The 19069-nt window shown below is 62.0% G+C and carries 18 protein-coding genes; 14 read left to right on the top strand and 4 right to left on the bottom strand.

All coding sequences use genetic code 11. From position 1 onward, the window contains the following. The first annotated feature begins 158 nt into the window (after positions 1-158). The 8 genes from NKH93_RS01700 to NKH93_RS01665 all read left to right on the top strand — a co-directional run bounded on the left by NKH93_RS01700 (position 159) and on the right by NKH93_RS01665 (position 8227). Positions 159-473, top strand: coding sequence for a helix-turn-helix domain-containing protein (locus NKH93_RS01700; protein ID WP_023675522.1), 315 nt, complete (start codon positions 159-161; stop codon positions 471-473). Continuing rightward, entirely contained in the window at positions 473-2491 is a 2019-nt protein-coding gene (gene hyfB / locus NKH93_RS01695; protein ID WP_352818427.1) for a hydrogenase 4 subunit B, read from the top strand. The genes NKH93_RS01700 and hyfB overlap by 1 nt, the downstream gene beginning before the upstream one ends. Next, positions 2482-3438 carry a respiratory chain complex I subunit 1 family protein gene (locus NKH93_RS01690; RefSeq protein ID WP_023675520.1) on the top strand — a complete coding sequence of 319 codons (957 nt, stop codon included), beginning with the start codon at positions 2482-2484 and terminating at the stop codon, positions 3436-3438. Before hyfB ends, NKH93_RS01690 begins: the two co-directional genes overlap by 10 nt. Next, positions 3438-4100, top strand: coding sequence for a hydrogenase-4 component E (locus NKH93_RS01685; RefSeq protein WP_023675519.1), 663 nt, complete (start codon positions 3438-3440; stop codon positions 4098-4100). Before NKH93_RS01690 ends, NKH93_RS01685 begins: the two co-directional genes overlap by 1 nt. After that, complete coding sequence (locus NKH93_RS01680) at positions 4097-5548, top strand: hydrogenase 4 subunit F (protein WP_352918156.1); 1452 nt, start codon at positions 4097-4099, stop codon at positions 5546-5548. The genes NKH93_RS01685 and NKH93_RS01680 overlap by 4 nt, the downstream gene beginning before the upstream one ends. Positions 5549-5567: 19 nt before the next feature. Next, complete coding sequence (locus NKH93_RS01675; RefSeq protein ID WP_352452926.1) at positions 5568-7085, top strand: hydrogenase large subunit; 1518 nt, start codon at positions 5568-5570, stop codon at positions 7083-7085. Positions 7086-7097: 12 nt separating this feature from the next. Continuing rightward, a complete protein-coding gene (locus NKH93_RS01670; RefSeq protein ID WP_352767237.1) occupies positions 7098-7637 on the top strand; it encodes an NADH-quinone oxidoreductase subunit B family protein in 540 nt (179 codons plus the stop codon). Positions 7638-7969: 332 nt separating this feature from the next. Next, a complete protein-coding gene (locus tag NKH93_RS01665; RefSeq protein ID WP_352817985.1) occupies positions 7970-8227 on the top strand; it encodes a hypothetical protein in 258 nt (85 codons plus the stop codon). A 174-nt stretch (positions 8228-8401) separates the two neighbouring features. Here the strand turns inward: NKH93_RS01665 and NKH93_RS01660 are convergent, their stop codons facing one another. Genes NKH93_RS01660 through NKH93_RS01645 form a run of 4 tightly spaced genes read right to left on the bottom strand, consistent with a single transcriptional unit; the run spans position 8402 to position 13323 of the window. Further along, complete coding sequence (locus NKH93_RS01660) at positions 8402-9706, bottom strand: NAD(P)/FAD-dependent oxidoreductase (protein WP_352968957.1); 1305 nt, start codon at positions 9704-9706, stop codon at positions 8402-8404. Then, positions 9706-11091, bottom strand: coding sequence for a glutamine synthetase family protein (locus NKH93_RS01655; protein WP_352817991.1), 1386 nt, complete (start codon positions 11089-11091; stop codon positions 9706-9708). The genes NKH93_RS01660 and NKH93_RS01655 overlap by 1 nt, the downstream gene beginning before the upstream one ends. Continuing rightward, complete coding sequence (locus tag NKH93_RS01650) at positions 11084-12379, bottom strand: nucleotide disphospho-sugar-binding domain-containing protein (protein WP_352818431.1); 1296 nt, start codon at positions 12377-12379, stop codon at positions 11084-11086. The genes NKH93_RS01655 and NKH93_RS01650 overlap by 8 nt, the downstream gene beginning before the upstream one ends. A gap of 5 nt (positions 12380-12384) precedes the next feature. Next, positions 12385-13323 carry a GntR family transcriptional regulator gene (locus NKH93_RS01645; protein ID WP_352817994.1) on the bottom strand — a complete coding sequence of 313 codons (939 nt, stop codon included), beginning with the start codon at positions 13321-13323 and terminating at the stop codon, positions 12385-12387. 230 nt (positions 13324-13553) lie between these two features. Between NKH93_RS01645 and NKH93_RS01640 the strand changes: the two genes are divergently transcribed. The 6 genes from NKH93_RS01640 (at position 13554) to NKH93_RS01615 (ending at position 19060) form a co-directional block, all read left to right on the top strand. Beyond that, on the top strand, positions 13554-14618 hold the full coding sequence (locus NKH93_RS01640; protein WP_352968955.1) for a polyamine ABC transporter substrate-binding protein: 1065 nt from the start codon (positions 13554-13556) through the stop codon (positions 14616-14618). 106 nt (positions 14619-14724) lie between these two features. Beyond that, the gene (locus tag NKH93_RS01635) at positions 14725-15567 is read left to right on the top strand and encodes an ABC transporter permease (protein WP_352818434.1); all 843 of its coding nucleotides are present in this window, start codon (positions 14725-14727) and stop codon (positions 15565-15567) included. Next, complete coding sequence (locus tag NKH93_RS01630; protein ID WP_352454154.1) at positions 15560-16354, top strand: ABC transporter permease; 795 nt, start codon at positions 15560-15562, stop codon at positions 16352-16354. The genes NKH93_RS01635 and NKH93_RS01630 overlap by 8 nt, the downstream gene beginning before the upstream one ends. Beyond that, positions 16351-17424, top strand: a complete 1074-nt coding sequence (locus NKH93_RS01625) for an ABC transporter ATP-binding protein (RefSeq protein ID WP_352918159.1) — start codon at positions 16351-16353, stop codon at positions 17422-17424. The genes NKH93_RS01630 and NKH93_RS01625 overlap by 4 nt, the downstream gene beginning before the upstream one ends. Positions 17425-17441: 17 nt before the next feature. After that, a complete protein-coding gene (locus NKH93_RS01620) occupies positions 17442-18716 on the top strand; it encodes a glycosyltransferase (protein ID WP_352918161.1) in 1275 nt (424 codons plus the stop codon). After that, complete coding sequence (locus NKH93_RS01615) at positions 18713-19060, top strand: cupin domain-containing protein (RefSeq protein ID WP_352918163.1); 348 nt, start codon at positions 18713-18715, stop codon at positions 19058-19060. The genes NKH93_RS01620 and NKH93_RS01615 overlap by 4 nt, the downstream gene beginning before the upstream one ends. Positions 19061-19069 lie beyond the last annotated feature (9 nt).

Raw genomic sequence — 19069 nt, 5'->3', positions numbered from 1 at the left:
GGCCGCATGGCTTTGGTTCGAGGCAGGGCGTATCGCCCGGTTTTCTACAGCCTCAAGACAGATGCGTCACGCATCACTAATTGAATGCGCCGCATTTTAATATATGCTGCAAGACGTAGAGATAATATCTCAAAGCTGATCAAAAGGGGGATGCGACCGTGATAACTGCTCCACAGTTGCGTGCCGCGAGGGCGCTCCTTGGCATCGACCAGCGCAGGCTTGCCGAATTGTCCGGTCTTTCCGTGCCGACAATTCAACGCATGGAAGCCAGCGAGTCGATTATTAGGGGTAACGTCGATTCTCTCATGAAGCTGATCGGGGCACTTGACCTCGCCGGTGTGGAATTGATCGCTGAAGGCGCCTCCAGCCAAATCGGCGGGCGCGGCGTGCGACTGAAAGCGGATTTTGACCCCGCCAAAATCCTTGGCGGAGTCGATACGGATGCCAAACTCCCCGTGAGGAGCGTGGCGTGATTTCGGGGGCCGCGGTCCTCCTGTGGGGCGTCGCTGCGCTCCTGGGGACTGCGGTGCTTGCGATTGCGGAAAGCCGCAGATCCGACTCGGGAACACGCCTGATCTACGGCTTGACGCTAGGTATATCGGCGGCCGTGCTCATGGTTCTCGCGAGCCGCGTCGCCGACAATCCCGTCACCCCGTCGACTGTGGTGTTGCCTCTTGGATTGCCATGGATTGGCGCTCATTTCCGTTTGGACGCGCTGTCGACTTTCTTCCTCATCGTCGTCAACTTCGGCGGCTCCATGGCCAGTCTTTATGGCCTCGGCTACGGCAGGCATGAGTCTGCGCCGCATCGGGTGCTGCCGTTCTTCCCGGCTTTCCTAGCCGGAATGAACCTTGTCGTGGTGGCCGACGACGCCTTCACTTTCCTGCTTTCCTGGGAATTCATGTCGCTCGCCTCCTGGGCGCTCGTCATGGCGCACCATCGCAAGCAGGACAATGCGCGGGCGGGCTACATCTATCTCGTGATGGCGAGCTTCGGCACACTCGCGCTGCTGCTTGCGTTCGGCCTGCTCGCCGGATCCGATGGAACCTACACATTCGACGCGATGCGAGCCGGCGATCCCACCCCGTTCGCCGCTGCTTTCGTCCTGGTTCTCATGCTGCTGGGCGCCGGCTCCAAGGCCGGACTCGTCCCGCTGCACGTCTGGCTGCCACTCGCCCATCCGGCCGCGCCAAGCCACGTCTCGGCTCTCATGAGCGGCGTGATGACCAAGGTCGCAGTCTATGGCTTCATACGCGTTATTTTCGATCTGCTCGGTGAGCCGGCATGGTGGTCGGGCGTTGCCGTGCTTTTCCTTGGCGGCCTGACGGCGGTTCTCGGCATCCTCTACGCGCTGATGGAAAAGGACCTGAAGCGACTGCTTGCCTATAGCACCATTGAAAACATCGGCGTCATCTTCGTAAGCCTTGGTCTCGCGCTCGCTTTCAAGGCGAACGCCATGCCATCGGCTGCAGCGCTGGCGCTCACCGCCGCGCTGTTCCACGTCCTCAACCATTCCTTTTTCAAGAGCCTGCTGTTTTTCGGCGCGGGCGCCGTGCTGACGGCAACCGGAGAGCGGGATATGGAGAAGCTGGGCGGTCTCATCCACCGCATGCCCTTTACAAGTTTTGCCTTTCTCGTCGGTTGCGTCGCGATCTCGGCACTTCCACCCTTCAACGGCTTCGTCTCCGAATGGCTGGCCTTTCAGGCCATATTGCAGAGCCCCGATCTGTCACAATGGGGACTGAAGGTCATGGTGCCCGCCGTTGGCGGTCTGCTGGCGCTGTCAGCGGCACTGGCCGCGGCCTGCTTTGTGAAGGCGTTCGGGATTACATTCCTCGGCCGGCCACGCTCGGCCGCGGTGGAACTGGCGCATGAGGTCGACCGCTACTCGCTGGCGGCAATGTTCATTCTCGCTGCCCTTTGTCTCTTGGCCGGCATTCTGCCCGGTCTTGTGATAGACGGCCTCTCATCGGTGACACTGCCACTGATCGGCAGTCGGATGCCTGTGCAGATGGCCCAGCCCTGGCTGTCTATCGTGCCGATTGCAGCGAGCCGCAGTTCCTACAACGGCCTGTTGGTGTTCCTGTTCATCGCCTTTTCCGCATCCGCTGCGGCATATGTGATCCATCGCTTTGCATCACATGCACTCCGTCGGGGTCCCGCCTGGGGTTGTGGCTTCCCGGATGTGGTCCCGAGCTCGCAGTACACGGCCGTCAGCTTCGCGCAGCCTATCCGCCGCGTCTTCGGCACGTTCGTATTCCGTGCAAGGGAAACCGTCGAAATGCCGGCACCTGGCGAGACCGGTCCGGCTCGTCTGAATGTCGAAATGCATGATGTGATCTGGGAGACGCTGTACCTGCCTATCGGCCGGGCCCTCGACTTTGCGACCGACCACCTCAACCATCTGCAGTTCCTGACGATCAGGCGCTACCTGACCCTCGTCTTTCTCTTTCTCATTGTCCTGCTCCTGGTGCTCGCACTATGGCCGTGATTCTCGAGTTGGCCGTTCAAGGCGCGCAGATGGCGCTGGTGCTTTTGCTGGCGCCGCTCCTGACCGGATTCGTGCGCAAGGTGAAGGCACGGCTCTTGCGCCGCCAGGGTCCTTCCCTGATCCAACCTTACCGCGATCTCTTGCGGCTGATGCGCAAGGAAGTCGTTCTGGCGGACAACGCATCCTGGCTGTTTCGCGTGACGCCCTATCTGATCTTTGCCACCACCTGGGTCGGCGCGGCGCTCATCCCGACATTCGCCGCCGGCCTCACATTCAGTTGGACCGCCGATCTCATAGCCATTGTCGCACTGCTGGGAAGCGCCCGGTTCTTCCTGGCGCTGGCAGGCATGGACGTCGGCACGAGCTTCGGCGGCATCGGCTCGAGCCGCGAGGTGATGATCGCTTCGCTGGCCGAACCCGCCATGCTGCTCATCGTGTTCAGCCTGGCGCTCGTCGCGGGTGCTACGCAACTCTCAACGGTCGCCGCCTTCATGGGGTCACCGGAGGTTGGCTTGCGGGTGTCGCTCGGGATGTCGCTCATCGCCCTCGTGATGGTGGCGATCGCCGAAAACGCCCGCATACCCGTGGACAACCCATCGACCCATCTGGAACTCACCATGGTTCATGAGGCGATGGTGCTGGAATATTCCGGTCGCCATCTGGCGATGATCGAGTTTGCCGCCTTCCTCAAGCTTCTGCTCTATGTGTCGCTGATTTCCTGCGTCTTCCTACCTTGGGGCCTGGCGAGCGCCGGGGCAGGACTGGAATCCCTTGCTCCGGGTGTCGTCGCCTATGTCGGCAAGCTTGCCGTCTGTGGCGTTCTCCTCGCCGTGTTTGAGACTGCCATCGCCAAGATGCGCGTCTTCCGCGTCCCGGATTTCCTCGGGGCAGCGCTGATGCTGGCCCTGCTCGGCACGCTCCTGCTGTTCGTCTCACGGAGCCTCTGATGAACGGCCTCACCTTCGACATCGCTCACCTGCTCGCCGGCGGCCTGGTGCTGGTCAGTTTCATGATGCTGTATCAGGATCGCCTCTTTGCTCTGATCAACGTTTTTGCGCTTCATGCAATCGTGCTGGCCCTGTCCGTAGCTTGGCAGGCATACATTCAGGACGCGCATCATCTCTACGTCACGGCGGCGATCGCCCTCGTCTTCAAGGCGATCGTCATTCCTGTCGGGCTTCATCGCATCATTCAGCGGCTCGGCATCCATCGTGACGTCGAGACCGCCGTCGGCATCGGTACGACGATGCTTGCGGGGATAGGCCTGGTGACCCTGTCCATGGTCCTGATGCTGCGCGTCACTCCCGAGGCTGATCCCCTCGCCCGCGAGGACCTGGCTTTCGCGCTGTCCATCATTTTGCTGGGGCTGCTGGTGATGGTCACCCGCCGCAACGCCGTCAGCCAAGTTGTCGGATTCATGTCGCTCGAGAACGGTCTGGTCCTCGCCGCCACGGGGGCCAAGGGCATGCCTCTGGTCGTCGAGATCAGTGTCGCCTTCTCGATCCTTATCGCCTTCATCGTCATCGGAGTCTTCCTGTTCCGCATCCGCGAGAGGTTCGACTCGGTGGATGTCGGCGCGCTCGACGACTACAGGGGAGAACACCGTTGACCGCGTTTTCCCTCGATGCGGTGGCCGCCATTTTGCTGATACCGGTCTTCTCGGCCGCACTTCTGGCGGCGCTGCCGAAATACCGGATATCGGCGGGCGTCAATGTCGCTGCGAGCTTGCTGACCGTGCTCGCCGCACTGTCGCTTCTTGTCACCGACCGCCCGCAGCCTGGGCAGTATCTGCTCGTCGACGATCTCAATATCGTCTTCATCGTGCTCAACACATTCGTCGGCTTCACCACCAGCGTCTTCAGCGCTTCCTACATTGCCCACGAACTGGAGAGCGGGCGGCTGACAGTCCCGAACTTGCGGTTCTATCACGCAATGTACCAGGTCATGATGTTCGGCATGAACCTGGCGTTCGTGTCGAACAATATTGGCTTGATGTGGGTGGCGGTGGAGCTTGCCACGCTGACCACCGTGCTCATGGTCGGCATCTACCGCACGCACGAAGCGCTGGAGGCCGCCTGGAAATATTTCATTCTGGGCAGCGTCGGCATCGCGCTCGCACTGTTCGGCACCATCCTCGTCTACATGGCTGCACAGCCGGTTGTTGGCGAGGGGACGAATGCGATGGTCTGGACGGTGCTCATCGCTCACGCCGCGCGCTTCGATCCGGCTCTGCTCAATGTCGCCTTCATCTTTCTGCTGCTCGGCTACGGGACGAAGGTCGGCCTTGCGCCCTTACATGCCTGGCTGCCAGACGCGCATGCTGAGGGTCCAACGCCGATTTCGGCAGTGCTGTCGGGCTTGCTGTTAAACGTCGCACTCTATGCCGTGCTGCGCTTCAAGCTGTTGCTCGCGGCAAGCCCGGAAGCGATCGCACCTGGGTCATTGATGATCACGATGGGACTGACGTCGCTTGTCTTCGCGGCCTTCATGCTCTACCGCCGCCGCGACATCAAACGCCTGTTCGCGTACTCCTCGATCGAGCACATGGGCATCATCGTGTTCGCCTTCGGCATAGGAGGCCCGCTCGCCAATTTTGCCGGGCTGCTGCACATGGTCATGCACAGCCTGACCAAGTCGGCGATCTTTTTCACGGTCGGCCACATTGCCCAGGTCAAGGGGACACAGAACATCGCCGAAATCCGGGGACTGACGGAAACACATCCTGCCCTTGGCTGGGCGCTCGTCATCGGCGTCGTTGCCATTGCCGGCCTCCCTCCGCTCGGTATCTTCATGAGCGAATTCCTGGTCGTGAGTTCGACATTTGCAAGACACCCTCTTTTGGCGATGCCGTTGGTTTTCGGGATTCTGCTCGCTTTCGGCGCCCTGCTGCTTCGACTGACCGGCGTCGCTTTCGGCGAACCGCGCGGCAGCACTGCACCCGCCGAGGCGTCCTACATTCCGATGTATTCCCACTTGGCGTTGGTGTTTGCCGCCGGCATCTATCTGCCGCCACCGCTGGTCACATGGTTCCAGCACGTCGCAAGTATCCTGGGGTGAGCAGAGGAGAGAAAAGAGCATGCCTGCGCTGATCGACCTCATCCTTGCTGGCCAACGTGTCGAAAATCATTTCCCGTGGTCGCGCGCCGTGGTGACTCCGAAAAAATGGGGCTTTGCCGTCGAGCAACTGGCCGAGGGCCACTGGAGCTTGCTCGGCCTATGGGGTGAGCCAGGCGCCGTCCACATGGCACTTCTCGATGAAAGCGCCGGGGACATCGGCGTTGTCAGCCTGGAATGCCCCAGTGGCCGCTACCCATCGGTCGGCCGGCTGCATCCGCCCGCATTGCGGCTCGAACGTGCGGCTGCTGACCTGTTCGGGCTCCTGCCACAAGGCGCGCCTGATACGAGACGGTGGCTTGATCATGGCCATTGGGGTGTCAGCTATCCGTTGAGTACCCGCGTCCGGACGTCTGCTGCGACTGCCTTCCCGTACAGTTTCCTGCCTGCCGAGGGGGAGAGCCTGCATCAGATCCCGGTCGGGCCCGTGCATGCCGGCATCATCGAGCCGGGCCATTTCCGGTTCACGGCAAGCGGTGAAACGGTCGTCCGGCTGGAGCAGCGCCTCGGATACGCGCACAAGGGTATAGAAGGCCTGATGGCGGGGTCCGATATCGACCGTGCAGCCAAATTGGCGGGCAGAACCTCTGGCGACAGTACCGTGGCATACTCCCTCGCTTTTGCCCGCGCGGTCGAGGCGGCGCTGGGTGTCCAGGTTCCCCCACGCGCGGTCTGGCTGCGAGCGCTCATGGCCGAGTTGGAGCGCCTGGCCAATCATCTGGGCGACATAGGCGCTATCTGCAATGATGCCGCCTTCGCGCTTATGCATGCCCACTGTGGGGTGCTGCGTGAGCGCGTATTGCGGGCAAGCGATGCTGCCTTCGGTCATCGTTTGATGCGCGACTGCATCGTGCCCGGAGGCGTGGCAAGCTTCCTGAGCGATGAGGGCACGACAGCGCTCAGGTCCCTGATCGCAGAGATCAGGCAGCGGTTTCCCGCGCTGGTCGAGCTCTACGACAACACGGCATCGCTGCAGGATCGGACTGTCGCAACTGGCCGGCTGAAGGTGGAACTCGCTCGTCAATATCGCGCCGGAGGCTACGTTGGCCGGGCCTCCGGTCGGGACTTCGATGCCCGACGCAATCTCGCTTATCCACCCTATGGCGAACTCGCCTTCGATGTACCTCTCCTCCAGGAAGGCGATGTGAACGCCCGTGTATGGATTCGTATCCACGAGGTCGAACAGAGCCTGTCTCTGATCGAACAAGTCCTGCGACAACTGCCAGACGGACCGATCCGTGTCGATTTCGCGCAGACAAACCGATCGCATGAAGGCATGGCGCTCGTCGAAGGTTTCCGCGGCGACATTCTGGCCTGGCTGCGCATTGGCAAGGGCGGCTTGGTCGAGCGCTGTCACCTCCGTGATCCGTCATGGTTTCAATGGCCGCTCCTTGAAGCGGCGATCGAAGGAAACATCGTTGCCGACTTTCCGCTGTGCAACAAATCGTTCAACTGCTCTTATTCGGGCCATGATCTCTGAAGGCACGCTGTCATGCGCAAGCTTCTTTTTGAAAGCCTGATACGCCCCCCTCTCACCGAGCGTCCGCCGTTGGCAAGCAGCACGGCAGTCGACGAACTCGCACGCGCGCTCGATGGGGCTGCTCACAAACGATTGGGGCGAAGCCTGTCGATCCGGGCGGTCGATGCCGGTTCCTGCAATGGCTGCGAACTTGAGATGCACGCGCTGAACAACGCCTTCTATGACATCGAGCGTTTTGGGATCCGGTTCGTCGCATCGCCGCGCCATGCTGATGTACTGCTCGTCACCGGGCCGGTCACAAAAAACATGCGCGAGGCATTGAAGCTGACCTATGACGCAACCCCCAACCCAAAATGGGTGGTCGCACTGGGAGATTGCGCAGGCAATGGCGGCTGTTTCTCCGGCAGCTATGCGGTGGTGCGCGGAGTGTCCGAGGCCTTGCCTGTCGATCTGCACATTCCAGGTTGTCCGCCGCCGCCAATCGAAATTCTGAAAGGCCTGCTCGCCTTGCTTGACGGCGTGAATTCCAAGACTGGTGCTGCCCGAAGGTGACTATGTAGAGGCTTTGCCAAGGTTGGCCTTGTCGCTGCATAGATCCAACCGATGCGTAGCCGTGAGTTTAAGGGCATCAGCCAACCTCTGTCCCAAAATTGGAAGGCGCTCGGCGGCGAGAACGGCTAGAACGCCTGCTTTTTCGCCGGCAGCCCAGCGCTTTCGATCGAAGGGGACCGTTCCCTAGTCCGAAATGGTTACTTGCGCTGCAGCTAATGTAGTTACAATCTTGTGCAGTCGGAAGCTGCATGGGCCGGCCAGGCGCGAATACCGCCTTCGCCGGCGTCTCAAGGCAGTCGACCACATTTTTGCGGTGCTCTAAGGGGGAAACAATGAGATTGACGATTGTTTGCGCGGCAATTGTGATTGCCGTATCCACCGCCGCCGTTGCGCACGAGAAAAAGAGGGTGGTCAGTACACCAGTAACGTCGTGCTGTGCCGACCTGTCGGGCAGCACGATCAAGAAAAACAGGGAAACAAAATTGGATTGCAGTTCAACCGGAACTGTCTCCAGCCCGATTTCGAAAGACAAATCGGAGCCGCGCCTGGGCTATGAAACGGTTAATCCTGCAATCATATCGATCTATTAGCTGAGGAAATAACAGGCAGGTCTATCGGCGCTCAGGCTTCGGGAGCAGGGCACGAACCGACTCGCGGCCATGGCCTGCGGACCATATTCAAGCATCGATCAAGTCGGACGCCGCCGCGAAATCAGCCGTTAATCGCTTGGTGGCGGCGCTCGGCCTCATTGCGCATGCCTGCGCTCAATGTTTGATGCGGTCACGCATTGCGTACCAAAGCATGCCGAGCACATAGAGCGGGCCGCGCAGCGCCGTGCCGCCGGGGAACGGCAGCGGGCTTAGGGTCGAAAACAGATCGAGCCGCGAAGCATCACCGGTGATCGCCTCAGCGAGCAGCTTGCCCGACAGCGTCGACAGGATCACCCCCTTGCCCGAATAGCCATGCGCAAAATAGACGTCGCGATAGCGACCGACATGCGGCAGGCGCGATGTCGTCACCGAGACCAGCCCGCCCCAGGCGTGATCGATGCGGCGGCCGCGCAATTGCGCAAAGGTCTTTTCCATGTGCGGCCGCACGAAGCCGGCAATGTCGGCGGGCGGCGACGGCGTATAGCGCTCGCCGCCGCCGAACAGCAGGCGTCCATCCGCCGACAGCCGGTAGTAATTGACGACGAAGCGCGTGTCGGAGACGGCCACATTGCTTGGGATGACGTCGCTCGCGTCGCCCAGCGGCTCGGTGGCGATGATGTAGTTGCCGACCGGCATAATGCGACTGTTGACGCGCGGCTCAAGCCCGTGGAGCAGCGCATCGCCGGCCAGTACGACATGCCTGGCCCGGACCGAGCCTTTGGCCGTCGAAACCCGGGGGGAAGCTTCCCGCTCCAGCCGCAGCGCCACCGAATTCTCGTGGATGGTGACGCCCGCCGCAGCCGCGGCGCGAGCAAGACCGAGCGTGTAGTTCAGCGGATGCATATGGCCACCGAGCTTCTCGTACATCGCGCCGTGATAAGGTGTGTTCACCATTCCGCGCGCCTGCGCTGCCGACAGCATCTCGACATCATGAAAGTTCATCACCGTAGAAAGGCACTCGGCTTCTTCTTCGAGGTCGCGCAGGTCGGAACCGTTGACCGCACCGGCCAGATGGCCGGTGAGCCTGAGGTCGCAATCGATGGCATGGCGCTCGATCAGACCGAGCACGAGGGCCCGCGCCTCGAAGGCGAGATCGAACAGTGCCCTCCCCCGTTCCGGCCCATATAGCTTGACCAGCCCCTTGGCACCCTTGCGCAGGCCGGGGATCATCTGGCCGCCATTGCGCCCCGACGCCCCCCAGCCGATCTTGCCGCCTTCGAGCAGCACTACCTTCAGGCCGCGTTCGGCTGCATGAAAGGCTGCGGAGAGGCCGGTACAACCGCCGCCGACCACCACCAGATCGGCGTCGACGTCGCCCTGCAGCGCCGGATGGTCCGGAGCCGGATTGGCCGTCGCGACATAGTAGGATTTGCCGATATCCAGGCCGGAGTTGAAGCCCCCAGAATTGAAGCCCATCATCACACCTTGAGCAGCAGATGGTCGCGTTCCCAAGAGGTGACGACGCTCTGGAACAGGTCGAGCTCAACGCTCTTGACGCGCAAATAGGTCTGGAAGAAATCCTCGCCGAGCACCGCCCGAACCGGATCGCACGCAGCGAAGCGGTCGAGCGCCTCTTCCATGGTTTTGGGCAGCGTGCTCCTGCTGCGATAGGCATTGCCCGACGCTTCCGTCGAACGAGCGATCTTCTCCTCGACGCCGAGATAACCGCAAAGCAGCGAGCCGGCTATCGCCAGATAGGGATTGGCATCGGCGCCGGGCAGCCGATTTTCCACGCGCCGCGCGGTGGGCCCGCCTGCCGGCACACGCAGGCCGCAGGAGCGGTTGTCGTGCGACCACTCGATGTTGGCGGGTGCACTGTGGTTCGGCCGGATGCGGCGGAACGAATTCACGTTCGGCGCAAACAGCGGCATCACCTCGGGAATGTATTTCTGCAGGCCGCCGATGAAATGCCCGAACATCTCGGTGTCGGCGCCGTCGCGCCCGGCAAACAGCGTGTTGCCGGCCTCGTCGACGACAGACATGTGGAGATGCATTGAGCTGCCGGCTTGTGCGGCTATCGGTTTGGCCATGAAGGTCGCCTGCATGCCACCTTCCTGCGCGGCCTGGCGCGTCATTCGCTTGAACAGCAACACCTTGTCTGCCAGCGGCAGCGCGTCGCCATGCAGGAAATTGATCTCCAGTTGGGCCGTGCCCGATTCATGGATGAGCGTGTCGAGCGGCAGTCCGGCTGCCGCAGCATAGTCATAGAGGCGCCGGATCACCGGCTCGAATTGCTCCAGTGCCGCCATGTCGTAGGGATGCTGCACGCTTTCGGAGCGGCCATTGCGCCCGACCGGCGCCGTCACCGGCCTATCGGGATCGGGATTGGGCGCGGTGAGATAAAATTCAAGCTCCGGCGCCACCACCGCCCGCCAGCGGCGCTGGCGATATAGATCGAGCACGGCCCGCAACACGTGCCGCGGCGAAGCCATCCACGGCCGGTCGTCCATGTGGAACGCATCGGCGAAGACATAGGCCTTGCCTGGCCCGCCACCGGGCGCCAGACAGAGTGTTGCGACATCCGGCACCATCCGCATGTCGGGGTCCTGGTAGGCGAACCCCTCGTCGACGGAACCGGAATAGCGGCCGTCGATGCTGACCAGGAACGCGCTGCTCGGCAGATAGAGTGCTCGGTCCTCGATCGCCTTGAGGAACTTGGCCGCTGGCAGGGCCTTGCCGCGCAGCACGCTGTTCATGTCGGGCACCAGGCACTCGACCTCGCTGACAGCGTGAGCGGCCAACCAGTCTTTCGGGTCGTTGGTGCCGTTCATGGTCGAGGCATCCGTTGTTGTGGTGTCAAGCATCAGGTCGGGTCCTTGCGAGAGCGAGAATGGCTTCGGCAGCCACGTCCGTTCCGGGTGTCAGCGCCATATGCACTGCATTCTCCCGGAGGCGTGCGCGCATTGCAGCATCGGCCATCAGGCCGAGAATGCTTCGCGCCAATTCGTCTTCCGTCCAGCCATCGCGGCTGATGTGGCGCCCGACGCCGGTTTCCTCGGCACGTTGCGCATTGTCATGCCCGTCCCAGCAATAGGGCATGACCAGCGACGGCACACCGAAACGCAGTGCTTCGCAAAAGCTGTTGTTGCCGCCATGATGAATGAAGAGGTCGCATTTCGCCACGACCGAAGGCTGTGGAAACCAGGCATCGAGATAGACATTGTCCGGAACGGCGCGATAGCTGTCGCGCAGACCTCCGGCATTGACAATGAAGCGGGCCGGCAGCCTGTCGAAAACGGCGAGCATCCGCTGGATCAGGCCGACATCCATGGCGCCAAGACTACCGAAACTGACATAAACCAGCGGTCCGCCATCGCGCGGAAAAACCGGCACGTCGAACGGCCCTTCCGAGCGAACGCAGCCTTCGAGATAGACGAAGCTGGCAGGGTCGAGCGGCTCGGCGCGCTGCCTTCGCACAATCGTTGGGGTCAGCAGCAGATTGAGGGCGGGCGAAGGTTCCAGAAAAAGACCCGTCGGCAAGGGCGCAAGACCGGCGTCGGTCCGAAGCCGATTGAAGCGGTCATGGGCCGGAGCGACCGCTGCCAGGTAGCGCGCCTCGAACGCCGCGCGGCTCGGGTCGTCGGCGGCGAGACCGGACAGATAGGGTGGCACATTGGCATCGGGAAGCTCGGTTTCGGCGCAGGAGACGACGCGCACCCACGGGCAGCCGGCTGTCGCCAATGCCGGGAACATGACGACGTTGTCGAGCACCACGGCGTCCGGCTTCAGCCGCGCCAGCAATTGGCGCAGCGGCGCCTCGGCGTTGACCGCAGTGTCTACGATTGCTTGCCAGGTCGGGGCAACGTAGGTTTCGAGCTGATCGATGGGGCTCAGCCTGAAATGCGGCAGATGACGGCGCACGAAGGCCTGCCAGTAGCTCTGGCGTTCGCTGTCGGTCAACGGATCGTCAGTCGGCAACTGGTATTCCTGAAACCCATAGTCGGCGAACACGCCAGAAAAGCCGGCATGGCAGATGAACACCGGACGGGCGCCACGAGCGCGCAGGGCCTGCGCTATGCCAACGCAATTCAGCGCAGCGCCGAAGCTCGCTTCCGGAAACAGTGCGATGGTCGGGCTGCCTTTGCGCATGATCCTCGTTATTCCGGCCGGCTGATCATGCCGAACAGCGCGGGCGCCCCGCGACTAGCCGCCTGCGGTCGCTGGCTGCGTGAAAGCCGCAGATGGACCCGAAGCAGATCGGCTGCAACCTCGTACTGCTGGCTCTCCAGATGGTCGAGTATGGTCAGATGCTCGCGCAATGATTGCTTCAGCCGGAAGACATTGACGCCGGCATACGTTCCCGGCAGCCGGCGCAGCCTGAGATGATCGGCCAACGCCTCGGCGACGAAGCGGTTGGCGGAGCCACCGGCGATCATCCCGTGAAAATCGATGTCCAGCCGTTGGAACTCTCTGGAATCGAATGCCGCGTCGGGCAGAGCCAGCAGCATTTCCATGCCCTGTCGCAAGGCTGCCGCGCGCGTCCCATCCAGCCGGAATCCAGGCGCCAGAAGGGCGGCGGGTTCCAGCAACAGCCGGAATTCATAGCTCTCCCCTTGTGCGCCAAGATCGTCCGGCGCTCTCCTGAAAAGCCAGGACTGCCCCGGCGCGCGGTCCAGAAGATTTTCCTCGGCCAGTTTCTTCAGCGATTTTAGTACCGTCCTGCGCTCGGCATTATACCGTCGCATCAGCGCGCCGACGGTGACCGTCTGGTCCAGCCGGCGCGCCGAGCGGTCTCGCAGGATCATGTCGGCAAGTTCATCCTCCTCGGCGCTCGGCAGGTCGGCGGCGACGGTCGCCTGGCTCGTGAGGTCTACCGCCAAGCGATAGCCGGACTCAGCCTCCCATCGAACCACGCCTTTTTCAGTGAGCAGACGCAGCGCGGCCCGCACCGGAGTTCGGGATACGTTGCAGAGCGAAGCGATCTGCTGCTCCGGGAGATGAGCGCCGGGTTCAAAGCCGCGTTTCCGGGCCACATCGAGAATGCGCTGTGCAAGGTCGAGATGGTTGGTACGGGGACGTCGAGCTGCAACTTGCATGGCAATTCTCGTGAAGGATTTGGCGGCTGAGATTTGGCCGATTGCCCTTGCGGATGCGATCGGCCGGGATTCACCGTAGTTTGACAAATTATGGATTGACGTACTTTTTTCTGCAATAGTACTGTGAGATCAATCGGCAATAAAAGACCGGGGAACAGGATCAAAGCGGCTACGGCTGCAGGCGCTGGTCCGACGACTAGTTCGATGATCAACCAGAATGGGAGTCTGTCATGACCACCACCCACCTGCGGCACCGTCCGTTAAGGAAGTCCTTGATCGCACTTGGCCTTGGCCTGGCGCTGTCAGCGCCGGCGGCTGCCTCCGACCTCGTTATCTCCAACTGGGACGGCTACATGGCGCCGGATGCCATGAAAGCTTTCAAGGCGGCGACCGGTGTCTCCGGTGAAGTCGTGGTTCACGCCACTAACGAGGAGATCATGGGCAAGCTCGTCGCGTCCGGCGGCAAGGGCTATGACGTGGTCTTCGTCTCCTCGCCCTTCGCCGAAGTGCTGAACAAGCTCGGCCTGATCGAGGCGATCGACCATGCCAAGATCCCTAACCTCGCTAATCTCTATCCCGAGGCGGCGAAGCTGCCGCACGACGCCGGCAACAATTTTTCCGTGCCCTACACTTGGGGCACCACCGGCCTTTGCTACCGTTCGGATCTGGTGAAGGCGGAGCCGGTCAGCTGGAACGACCTTCTCGCCCCGTCCGATGCGCTCAAGGGCAAGACGACGATGCTGGCGACCGACCGCTGGCTGCTTGCCGCCGGCCAACTCGCCAAGGGCTATTCGGTGAACGAGACCGATCCGGCAAAGCTCGGCGAAGTCAAGGACTTGCTGATCTCGGCCAAGAAGACCTTGCTGGCCTATGACGACACGACCTTTTATTCAAAGCTGGTCTCGGGCGAGGCGCTGATGGTTCAGGCCTGGGATGGCTGGTGCAATTACGGGATCGCCGAGAATCCACAAATTAAATACACCATACCGAAAGAAGGCTCGGATCTCTGGGTCGATACGATGGTCGTGATGAAGGCATCGGCCAACAAGGACGCCGCCTTCCAGTTCATGAACTTCATGCTGGACGCCAAGAACCACGCCTGGGCGGCCCAGAACATCGACTACAAGGTACCGAACAAGCCGGCCATGGAAAGCCTGCCGGCGGATTTTCTCGCCAAATTTCCCAATATGAGCATGCCGGTGGCAGCGTTGGTCAAGTTCGAGCAGTTGCGCGATGTCGGCGATGCCCAACGCGACTACTCGAAGATCGTCAGCGAAATCAAGGCCGCGCAATAACCGACATCAAAATCAGAAATCCCGGTCGACGGCGGGGTTTTCGCCGCCGACCGTTGAATGCGGTACCGCAATCTTGTCCCAAACAAGACTTCGCTCATTCTTGCTGATGACGCCGGCGCTGGCCTGGCTCACCGCCTTGATGGTCGTGCCATGCGCGCTGGTGCTGGCGCTCGCCTTCTTTCGGCGCGGCATCTATGGCGGCATCGATTACACTTTCACGCTGGAGAATTTCGGGCTGGTGTTCGACCCGCTCTATGCCGGCATCTTCCTCAATTCGGCGCGCATTGCCGGCACGGCAACCCTGGTCGCGGTGGTGATCGGTTATGCGGCCGCCTATGCGATCGCGGCAGCACCCCGGCAACGGCAGCCGGTGTTTCTGTTCTTTGCCGTCTTGCCCTTCTGGTCCAACTACCTGATCCGTACCTATGCCTGGATCGTGCTGCTCAACCGCGAAGGGCTGATCACACAACTGCTGCGCTGGTTCGGCTACACCGGCGAGCCGCCGTCGATGCTTTATACCGAAGGCGCCGTCATCGCCGGTCTGGTCTACAACTATCTGCCCTTCGTCATCCTGGCCTGCTACGCGCCGCTGTCGCGGCTCAATCCGGAGCTCGCAGAGGCCTCGCGCGACCTCGGCGCGTCGGCCGTGACCACATTTCGCCGGGTCATCCTGCCAGTGACCGTGCCGGGTATCGCCGCCGGTGCTGTTTTCGTCTTCGTGCTGTCGATCGGCAATTTCGTGACCCCTGCTCTGCTCGGCGGTGGGCGCTTCCAGATGATCGGCAATGTCGTCTACGAGCAGTTCCTGACCGCCAATGACTGGCCCTTCGGTGCGGCACTGGCAATGGTGCTGATCGCCATCATGCTGCTGGTGCTGACGGCGCAGGCCCTGGCTGCTGATCGCGCCTCGGGCCGTACCGCCGAAGCGAGAGGAGGCGCCGATGGCTGAGCGCTCCCTCGCCACGAGGCGCGCGCTCTGGCTCGTGCTTTCACTGGTCCTGGCCTTCCTCTACATCCCGATCGCCGTGCTGGTGGCGCTGTCGTTCAACCAAGGCGGGCTGCCGACCGTCTGGTCGGGCTTTTCGCTGAAATGGTATGTCTCGCTAATCGGAAACGCCGCAATCCTTTCTGCCGCGCTCAACACATTGATCGTGGCGCTTGTCTCGACCGCCATCGCCACGCTGCTCGGCACGCTGCTGGCGATCGGCGTCGAAATACGCCGGCAATACGGCAAAGGTCTCGAGGCGCTGATCTTTGCGCCGATGATCATTCCCGACATCGTGCTGGCGATCGCGCTGCTCAGCTTCTTCTCGATGCTTGATCTCACCTTGGGCCTGCACACCATCATCCTGGCCCATGTCGTCTTCAATCTCGCCTTCGTCTGCTCCGTGGTGCGCGCGCGGCTGAAAAGCTTCGACTGGTCGATCGTCGAGGCCTCTGCCGATCTCGGTGCTTCCGCGCTCACGACATTTCGGCGGGTGACGTTGCCGGTGATCCTGCCTGCCGTCGTCGCCGGCGCGCTGCTCGCCTTCACCCTTTCGGTCGACGAATTCATCATCGCCTTCTTCACCGCCGGCGCCGGCCGCGCCTCGACCACGCTGCCGATGCAGATCTATTCGATGATTCGCTTCGGCATCACGCCGGAGATCAATGCCTTGGCGACTATCGTCATGGCGGTCTCAATCACCGCGCTGACCCTGTCGCAGCGGCTCAACCGTGGGGTGATCGGCCAATGAACGAGCCCCGCACGCTGCTGGCGATCGACAACGTGTCGAAGAAGTTCGGCCGGGTGACGGCGGTCGACGGCATTTCGCTGGATATCCGCGAGAACGAATTCTTCGCCTTGCTTGGACCTTCGGGCTGCGGCAAGACAACGCTGCTGCGCATGCTGGCCGGCTTTGAGACGCCCAATGACGGGCGCATCCTGCTCGACGGCCGCGACATCGCCAGGACCCCGCCCAATAAGCGGCCGGTCAATCTGATGTTCCAGTCCTATGCGCTGTTTCCGCATATGAGCGTCAGGGCCAATGTTTCCTACGGCCTCGAAATGGAACGCTTGCCTGCAAAGGAAATCCGCTCCCGTGTCGACGCCATTTTGGCGACGACCGAACTCGTTGCCTTCGCCGACCGCAAGCCGGAGCAATTGTCCGGCGGGCAGAAACAGCGCGTCGCGCTTGCCCGAGCGCTGGTCAAGCGACCACGGCTGCTTCTGCTCGACGAACCGCTTGGCGCGCTCGACAAGAAGCTGCGCGGGGCCATGCAACTGGAGCTGAAGCGGCTGCAGCACGAGGTCGGCATCACCTTCGTCATCGTCACCCATGATCAGGAGGAATCGCTCGTCATGGCCGACCGCATGGCAGTGCTCAGGGACGGCAAGTTGCTGCAATGCGATACACCCCATGCGGTCTACGAGCATCCGGGGGACCGTTTCGTCGCCGACTTCATCGGCGTCATGAATTTCGTACCGGGCAAAGCCGCCGGCGATGGCGTGCTGGCAAGCAACGGCATGCGGATCGCCGGCGATGTTCCCGCAACAATTTCGCCCGGCGCTGCGGCGGTAGCTTCAGTGCGGCCCGAACGCATCCGGCTGTTCCCGTCGGCAGAAACGGCCAACCGTATCTTCGGCGCGGTCGAGGCGCTGGCCTATCAGGGACTCGATCTGCAGCTGCACGTCCGCACCGCCCTGTCGCCAAAGCCGTTCCTGGTGCGCGTCACCGCCGACGCCGCCGACCGCCGCCCGGTCTCGTCGGGCGATACAGTCGAGCTCGGCTGGGATGCGGCTGACGTCAGAATTTTCGCAGATTGATCGAAGGAGAACCTCTCATGGCGCAGAAGACGATCGCGTTCTTTCCGGAGGCCGCCTATGGCCCCGCGCTCAATTCCGTCGGCATAGCCCAGGCGATCGAGGCGCGCGGCCACAGAGCGGTGTTCCTGTCGGACCCCGGTTTCGTCGACGTCTACAAGGGCTACGGCTTCGAGGCTCATCCGGTGAACCTGTCCGAGCCGATGCCGCCGGAACAGATGGCCAAGTTCTGGGAAGACTTCATCAACGGCCACATCCCGAACTTCCGCAAATCGCCCTACGACCAGGTCGACAATTACGTGAAGGATTGCTGGACGGCGATCGTCGACAGCGCCAAATGGGCTGAGAAGGATCTGCCTGGCGTGCTTGCGACGATCAAGCCTGATGTCATCTGCGTCGACAATGTCATCCTGTTCCCGGCAATCAAGCAGTATGGCAAGCCCTGGGTGCGCGTCATCTCCTGCTCGGAAAACGAGATCGAGGACGAGGACATCCCGCCACATCTGTCCGGCTGCGGCGAGAACGACGACGCCTGCCATCGGCGTTACCGCGACCATTTCAACGCCGTCATCAAGCCGATCCATGACGACTTCAATGCGTTTTTGAAAGCGAACAACGAAGCGCCGTATCCGATCGGCCAGTTCTTCGAGGCCTCGCCGTACCTCAATCTGCTGCTCTATCCCGAGGCGGCGAAGTTCAAGCGCCGCTATCCGCTCGACCCGGCAAAATTCCAATATCTGGAAGGCTGCGTGCGGCAGGAGAAGCCCTACACCGTGCCGGTTTTTGCGAAGAATAATGACGGGCCGCTGCTCTATGTTTCCTTCGGCAGCCTTGGCGCCGGCGATGTCGATCTGCTGAAGCGCATCGTCGCAACGTTGGGCAAGACGCGCTACCGGGCGCTGGTCAATGTCGGCGGCTACAAGGAGCAGTACGCGCAAGTGCCCGAAAACGTCATCGTCGAGAGCTGGTTCCCGCAGCCCTCGGTCATCCCGCAGGTCGATGCGGTGATCCATCATGGCGGCAACAACTCGTTCACCGAGTGCCTGTATTTCGGCAAGCCGGCGATCATCATGCCCTACGTCTGGGACGGCCACGACAATGCGACGCGGGTCGAGGAAACCGGCCACGGCTTCGGCATGCCGCGCTACGACTGGAGCGACGCCGAGCTCATCGCCAGGATCGAAACCTGCCTGACCGACCCGGCAATCAGGGCCAAGCTGGCCAAGACGTCGGCCCAGATGCAGTCGCAGAACGGCCCGGAGAAAGCGGCTGCTTTGCTGGAGAAATTGCTGTGATCTCTGCCCCACACCTCCACCAAGCCTCGACCCGCACCGACCTCGTCGACTGGGGCACCCAGCCCGACGCGCTGGAAGACGCTTCGCACTCCACCGGCAGGCTGGTGCACAAAGGGCCGAACAACCAGCCGGAATCCGGCATCTGGGTCTGCACGCCCGGTCGCTGGCGGCTGGCGATTCCGCGCGACGAATTGTGCCATTTCGTTGCCGGCCGTGCGACCTACAGATCGGACGACGGCGAGGTGATCGAGGTATCCGCCGCCACGGTTGTCATGTTCCCGGCCGGTTGGACCGGCGAATGCACCGTCCACGAGACCATCCGCAACGTTTACATGCTGGCCTAAAGCCGGCCA

The organism is Mesorhizobium sp. M0954, assembly GCF_040319155.1.
Classification (GTDB): Bacteria; Pseudomonadota; Alphaproteobacteria; order Rhizobiales; family Rhizobiaceae; genus Mesorhizobium.
Note: the sequence above shows the minus strand (reverse complement) of the source record. Positions and strands in the feature narration are given on the sequence as shown.